4 protein-coding genes are annotated in these 6,107 nt (G+C 56.0%); 2 read left to right on the top strand and 2 right to left on the bottom strand.

The window, feature by feature from the left end; translation table 11 throughout:
• Positions 1-445: 445 nt before the first annotated feature.
• A complete protein-coding gene (locus QNK41_RS22825; protein WP_319262139.1) occupies positions 446-964 on the bottom strand; it encodes a hypothetical protein in 519 nt (172 codons plus the stop codon).
• 102 nt (positions 965-1,066) lie between these two features.
• On the opposite strand from QNK41_RS22825, the gene QNK41_RS22830 reads away from it, so the two are divergent.
• Positions 1,067-1,792 (top strand): hypothetical protein, encoded by a 726-nt coding sequence (locus QNK41_RS22830; RefSeq protein WP_319262142.1) that lies wholly within the window; start codon positions 1,067-1,069, stop codon positions 1,790-1,792.
• A 561-nt stretch (positions 1,793-2,353) separates the two neighbouring features.
• Here the strand turns inward: QNK41_RS22830 and QNK41_RS22835 are convergent.
• Positions 2,354-4,309, bottom strand: a complete 1,956-nt coding sequence (locus tag QNK41_RS22835; RefSeq protein ID WP_319262145.1) for an acetoacetate--CoA ligase — start codon at positions 4,307-4,309, stop codon at positions 2,354-2,356.
• Between the two features lie 488 nt (positions 4,310-4,797).
• On the opposite strand from QNK41_RS22835, the gene QNK41_RS22840 reads away from it, so the two are divergent.
• Positions 4,798-5,667 (top strand): radical SAM protein, encoded by an 870-nt coding sequence (locus tag QNK41_RS22840; protein WP_319262147.1) that lies wholly within the window; start codon positions 4,798-4,800, stop codon positions 5,665-5,667.
• The last annotated feature ends 440 nt before the right edge of the window (positions 5,668-6,107 follow it).

Consider the following 6,107-nt stretch of genomic DNA (forward strand, 5'->3'; position numbering starts at 1 on the left):
CCGACCCGAAACGCGCCAGCTCCCACCTCGCCGGTCTATGTCTATGGGTGTCCCCATACTCATCGGCCTTTTTATCGTCCTGGGCGCCCTGGCGGGTTATTATCTGCTGTGGCCTGCACCTTTCTGGACAACGACGCCGGAGACCCAAAACAAATTGGCGGACGCCTCCAGTCAACAAACGGGCACAGTCGCAGGGGCGCCACCGAGGATAACCGAAAAAAGCCAAAAGGCGCCTACCCAAGCATTACCGAAAAATGAGATCGCCATAACAAAGTCTGACAAGGAAACCGACCAACAGGAAAAAGTAGTCCAAAATGAGAAGTCATCGGGTGCTGAAGGACAGCCGCCACTTTTTCAAGCCATAGTTTCTCCTGCACCCGACCCATTGCCCACTATCAGTGAGGTGGATAGGAAAGTGACCGAGCCCGGCAAAGTGGCGCCAGATTCAGGTACCGTAGCTGTCCTGGCCGCCGCCGAACCGGAACCAAAAGCAGACCCGACACCTCGGAAAGAGACAGTTGACCAAGCTGTCCCACCGGCCCGGGAGGTAGATGCGAGCACTCTTAGTCAAGCGGCAGTGCCTGGCGCCGAGGCTTCGCCGAAACCCGACCCGTCCACCAATACGCCTGCGGTTGACAGCCCTGTGACCGCAGCCGGCAAGGCGGCGGCGGCAATGGTCGCTGTCCTGGCTGCCCAACCCGGACCAACAGTGGAACCGCCCCCCCGGAAAGAGACAGTTGCCCAAGACGCACCGCCAGTCCGGGACGCAGATAGGGGTGCCGCTGGTCAAGCGGCAGTGCCTGCAGGTGAGGCTGCGGTTGAACTCGCCCCGTCCACCGATGCGCCTGCGGTTGACAGCCCTGTGACCGCAGCCGGCAAGGCGGCGGCGGCCATGGTCGCTGTCCTGGCTGCCGAACCCGGACCAGCAGTGGAACCGCCCCCCCGGAAAGAGACAGTTGCCCAAGACGCACCGCCAGCCCGGAACGTAGATACGGGCGCCGATCGCCAAAAAGCAGTGTCTACACCCGAGGCTGCGCCGGAACCCGCCCCATCCCCTGATACACCGGTGGTTGAAAGCGATGCGACCACACCTGGCAAGGCGGGGGCGAAGGCGGGCGTGGTCGCTGTCCTGGCCGCCGCCACACCCAGTTCACCGGTGAACCCAGGGACATCGCTTGGCAATGCAGGCGGCAAATCAGCTACCGACGCCAAAGGCCCACGTGCCACTGAACCGGAAAGTCCGGCAACGGTATCACCATCCACCGTTACGACCGAAAAAACCACATCGGCTGAAGAAACACCTTCGGGCAACCGCCCTGAAGCATCCCTGTCAGCCAAAGCAGAAACACCGCTTCAATCGACATCCGAGACAAGTGGGAGCACCACGATCGCGGCAGGGCAATTGGATATCATTGGTATGGAAAACCGACTTCGCTCATTTTTGCAGACCTATTGCAATACCTATGCTGCAAAAAATTTAGATCGGTTCACTCAATTTTTTTCGGCCAATGCCATGGAAAACGGTAAGTTATTTGACAGCCTTTTGCCCAAATACGAAAGGAACTTTAAATTCATCGAAACCATTCAATATCGGATTGAAATGCAGGATTTTTCAGTTGCCGAAGACCAGCAGACCATAACAATCGACGGAGATTTTTTCCTGAAATGGTTACCGCCCGACAAAAAATGGCGGGAGAATTCGGGTAAGATTTCCATGAACCTGATAGAAAAGGGGTCGTCTTTTATCGTCCAACAGCTTGACTATCACGGAAATCCTTCCCCCAAAAAATAGGATCCGCCCAACAGACAATTGAAAAACGTCATAAGAGCAGGCAAGACAAGGCAAAATCAGGCGAAAAAGCGTAGTTTAAGGTTGCTAAATGAGCACATTGAGTCGAATTTTAACGCCGAATGGCCAGGCGCAATAGTTTTTCAACAGCTGCTAAGGCATACCCTTTGGATTTTACTGATCCGCTGACTTTTATATAAGACAACCCAATTGGGCATCACCAGGAAAATGAACTACCCCGCCGCAAGCAGCGGGGTATCAACAAAGGATGCAATCAATTTTATCGTCGCAAGCAACGGGGTATTAGACCCTCGGCTTCGCAATGAACGTTGAACATCGAACGTCCAACATCGAATGGTGAAAAGGAAAGACCGGATAGAAGAGGCCACAGGGTCGAGGGTCCACGGGAAGGGCTCAACCTGCAGAGGGACTAAAACGCAGAAAGCAGCTTTTATAAAGCGCATTTACCAATATAGCAGTGGGTGGTCGATGGTGGACAACATCAAAACGGGCGGAGGACTATCCCCGCCCATTTTGTTTTCAATTCCCTAATCCCTTAATTCCTCAATTTTCCTGAAGTTCAGCAATCCCGGCATAGAAATCCAACGCCTCCGGATTCCTCAGGGCATCCTTGTTTTTCACCTCCTGGTTGTGGATCACCTTCTTCACGGCGAGTTCCACCTTTTTCATGTTCAGGGTATAGGGGATGTCCGGCACCGGGATGATCTTGGCGGGCACATGGCGCGGTGACGCATGCACGCGAATGGTCTTGCGGATCTTGTTTTTAAGATCGTCGGTGAGATCAAAGCCCGGGGCCAGTTTAACGAAAAGAATAACACGCACATCGTTGTCCCATTTCTGCCCTACCACTACGCTGTCCTCGACCTCTTCCAACTGCTCCACCTGCCGGTACAATTCGGCCGTACCAATTCGCACGCCGCCGGGATTCAAGGTGGCGTCGGAACGGCCGTGCATGACCACGCCACCGTGTTCGCTGACCACGATGTAATCGCCGTGGCGCCAGATGCCCGGGTAGACGTCGAAATAGGCGCTGTGATACTTCTTGCCCTCAGGGTCGTTCCAGAAGTAGATGGGCATCGATGGGAATGGCGCCGCGCAGACCAGTTCCCCCTCCTGGCCCACCACGGGTTTGCCGTCGTCGTCGAAAGCAAACACCTTCATGGCAAGCCCCCGGCACTGCAGCTCGCCGGCGTATACCGGCCCCATGGGGTTGCCCAGGGCAAAACAGCCGTTGAGGTCCGTGCCGCCGGCAATGGAGGCCAGTTGGAGGTCGGACTTGACCGCGTCGTAAACGAATTCAAAACTTTCGATGGAAAGGGGTGATCCGGTGGAGAGCACCGCCCGCAAGGGGGCCAGATCAAAGTCCGCTTTCGGCCGGACACCGGCAGCCTGGAGTGCGGCCAGGTATCCGGCGCTGGTGCCGAAAACTGAAATCTTCTCATCCTGGGCCATTTGCCCCAGGGCCCCGGGAGAAGGATGAAAGGGATTGCCGTCGTACAGCACCAGCGTGGCGCCGGTGGCCAGGGAACTGACCAGCCAGTTCCACATCATCCACCCGCAGGTGGTGAAATAGAAAATCGTGTCCTCACGCTTGAGATCGGTGTGCAGTATCAATTCTTTGAGGTGGTGGATGAGAATGCCCCCGGCACTCTGAACCATGCACTTGGGCAGGCCGGTCGTACCCGATGAATACATGACGTATAGCGGATGATCGAATGGCAATTGGGCGAAATCGATCTCCAGCCCGTCTTCCGCCGATTTGAAGTCGGCATACAGCACGGCATTGGGGATGGCGTTGATGTCCGGTTTTTCCTGGGCATAGGGCACCACCACCAGCCTTTCCACCGAGGGAATCTGGCTGATAATGTCGGCGATGCGCGCAAGCGAGTCCAATGGTTTGCCTTTAAAAAAGTAGCCGTCCGCTGTGAAAAGCACCTTGGGTCGGATCTGGCCGAAGCGGTCCAGGACGCCCTTGATGCCGAAATCCGGCGAGCAGGAGGACCAGGCCGCCCCGAGCGAGCTTGCAGCCAGCATGGCGATGATCGATTCGGGCATGTTGGGAACGAAGCCGGCCACCCGGTCGCCGGCCACCACCCCGGCATCTTTCAACGCCATGGCCACCCGTGCCACCTCGTCGTAAAGCTGGGCATAGGTGAACGTCCGCCGAACCTGGTCTTCCCCGCGGAATACCAAGGCCAAGCGGTCGTCACGGTAGCGCAGCAGATTCTCGGCGAAATTGAGCCGGGCGCCGTCAAACCAGCGGGCACCGGGCATCCGGTTAGCATCATCGATCACCCTATCATAGGGTACCGAGGCCTTGATCGCAGCGAAATCCCACATCTCCTTCCAGAACTCGGGGATATGGTCGACAGACCATTGATAGAGGCCGTCGTAGCTGTCAAAAGATGTGCCATATCGCTCGTTGATCAGCGCCATGAACCGGTACATGTTAGACGCTTTGATCTGCGCTTCAGACGGCTGCCACAATAATTTGCTCATGCGTGGTTCTCCTCCCTTCGATTCGGTGATTGAAGCGGATAGAAAAGGTGTCCGACGCCGGCTGCCATCCATTGAAAACAGAGGCGGGGCGAGGTTGCCTTGATGCCTTTGGCGGATTATAAACAAGGTTCATTAGTTGAAGTAGTTCATATCAGAATGGTGGATTCTTGACAATCCCATAAATAGCCATCAGATTATCACCGAATGTTATAAGGATCCATATCCGAATTCGGGAATTTTGGAATAAAAAAGCGGTAATGAACTTGTAAAAAGTCGCATTTCCGACGGATTCAATCCACCTCTGGCTTGTCGACGGAAAAAAATTCATCGAGCCAGTTTCAAAAGGCGGCAGTTCGGCCAAGATCAAGGCAGGCGATCATTTCAACCGGAAGCATACACTTAGGTATTCCGAGGATTGAAAGGTGAGCCCAACGCAGATATTGGCCGAAATGGGGCTTTTTGGAACTGGCTCTCAAGAGAGGAATGTCATGCACTACGAAGGCAACATGATCAGGCCCCCAAGCGAAGCCAACAGCATCCTGCTCCAGGTCACCGTAGGCTGCTCGCGCAACAAGTGCACCTTCTGCGGCGCCTACCAGGGAGAGCGGTTCAAGATCAAATCCGATGAAATCATCATGGCCGACATCGCCTTTGCCGCCACCCACTGCCAGCGCCAGCGCCGTGTGTTTCTGTGCGACGGCGACGCACTGATCATCCCCCAGAAACGGCTCATGAAAATACTCACCGAAATCCGCCGCCAGTTGCCCTGGGTAACCCGGATCGGGGTGTATGCCAACGCCAAAAGCCTGAACATGAAAACCGTGGATGAATTGAAAGCGCTCCGGGAAAACGGCATAGGCATCGCCTACATGGGGCTGGAGACCGGCGACGACGTCACCCTCAAGGCCATCAACAAAGGCGCCACCGCCCAGCATATGATCGACATGGGCAAAAAAGCCAGGGAAGCGGGCATTAAGCTCTCCATCACCGTGTTGCTGGGTCTGGCCGGACGGGAGCGGTCCCAGATCCACGCCCGGGAGACCGGCCGGGTATTGTCAGCCATCGATCCGGAATATGTGGGTGCCCTGAGCCTGATGCTGATTCCCGGCACCCCCATGCACGAGGACGCCCGCAGCGGCCGGTTCACCCTCATCGAACCGGACGAGATGCTGGCCGAGCTGCGCACCATGATCGCCGAAACCCACCAGTCCCAGGGACTGTTTCACGCCAACCACGCCTCCAACTACCTGCCCATCCGCGCCCGGATGCCCAAGGAGAAAGCCAAAACCCTGGCCCTGATCGATTCGGCCCTGGCAGGCAAGGTGGCCCTGCGTCCGGAGTGGATGCGGGCGCTTTGAATCGACAAAGCAGGCGCAATGCTTTGCGCCTGCGGCGGGGTCGGCAAGCCAACTGGAAATCGATTCCGATCCTTATGGTCCCGCGCAGGACCGCAGTCCGCCAGAACCTTACCCTCGGATTACCTCGGGGTATGATCACCGTGATATGAAATCCAAGTGGCATCGGCATTCATCTTCTGCGGATGAGCGCCGGCGTTGCACCCGCACAGTTCACCGGTGAAACGATCCTTAAAATCCTTGCGTCGACATCAAATCTTTTGTATCAAACCCCATTAACGTCGACTCTTACCCAAACTGATCGATTCACCTTTCTCGAAGAAGGTCGATTGGTAACGATCACGGTTGGGTACCATCGATGGTTGTATTCAAAAGGTGAAACCCATTGGGTTTGCCGATCTCACCCCATCTTCGGCGTTAGCTATCGCCGCGCATAGTCCACT

The sequence above is a fragment of the Desulfosarcina sp. genome (genome assembly GCF_033791525.1).
In the GTDB taxonomy this organism is placed as follows: domain Bacteria; phylum Desulfobacterota; class Desulfobacteria; order Desulfobacterales; family Desulfosarcinaceae; genus Desulfosarcina.

Coding starts and splice junctions, on each gene's coding strand:
- QNK41_RS22835 (WP_319262145.1), bottom strand. CDS start 4,309: ATGAGCAAATTATTGTGGCAGCCGTCTGAAGCGCAGATCAAAGCGTCT.
- QNK41_RS22840 (WP_319262147.1), top strand. CDS start 4,798: ATGCACTACGAAGGCAACATGATCAGGCCCCCAAGCGAAGCCAACAGC.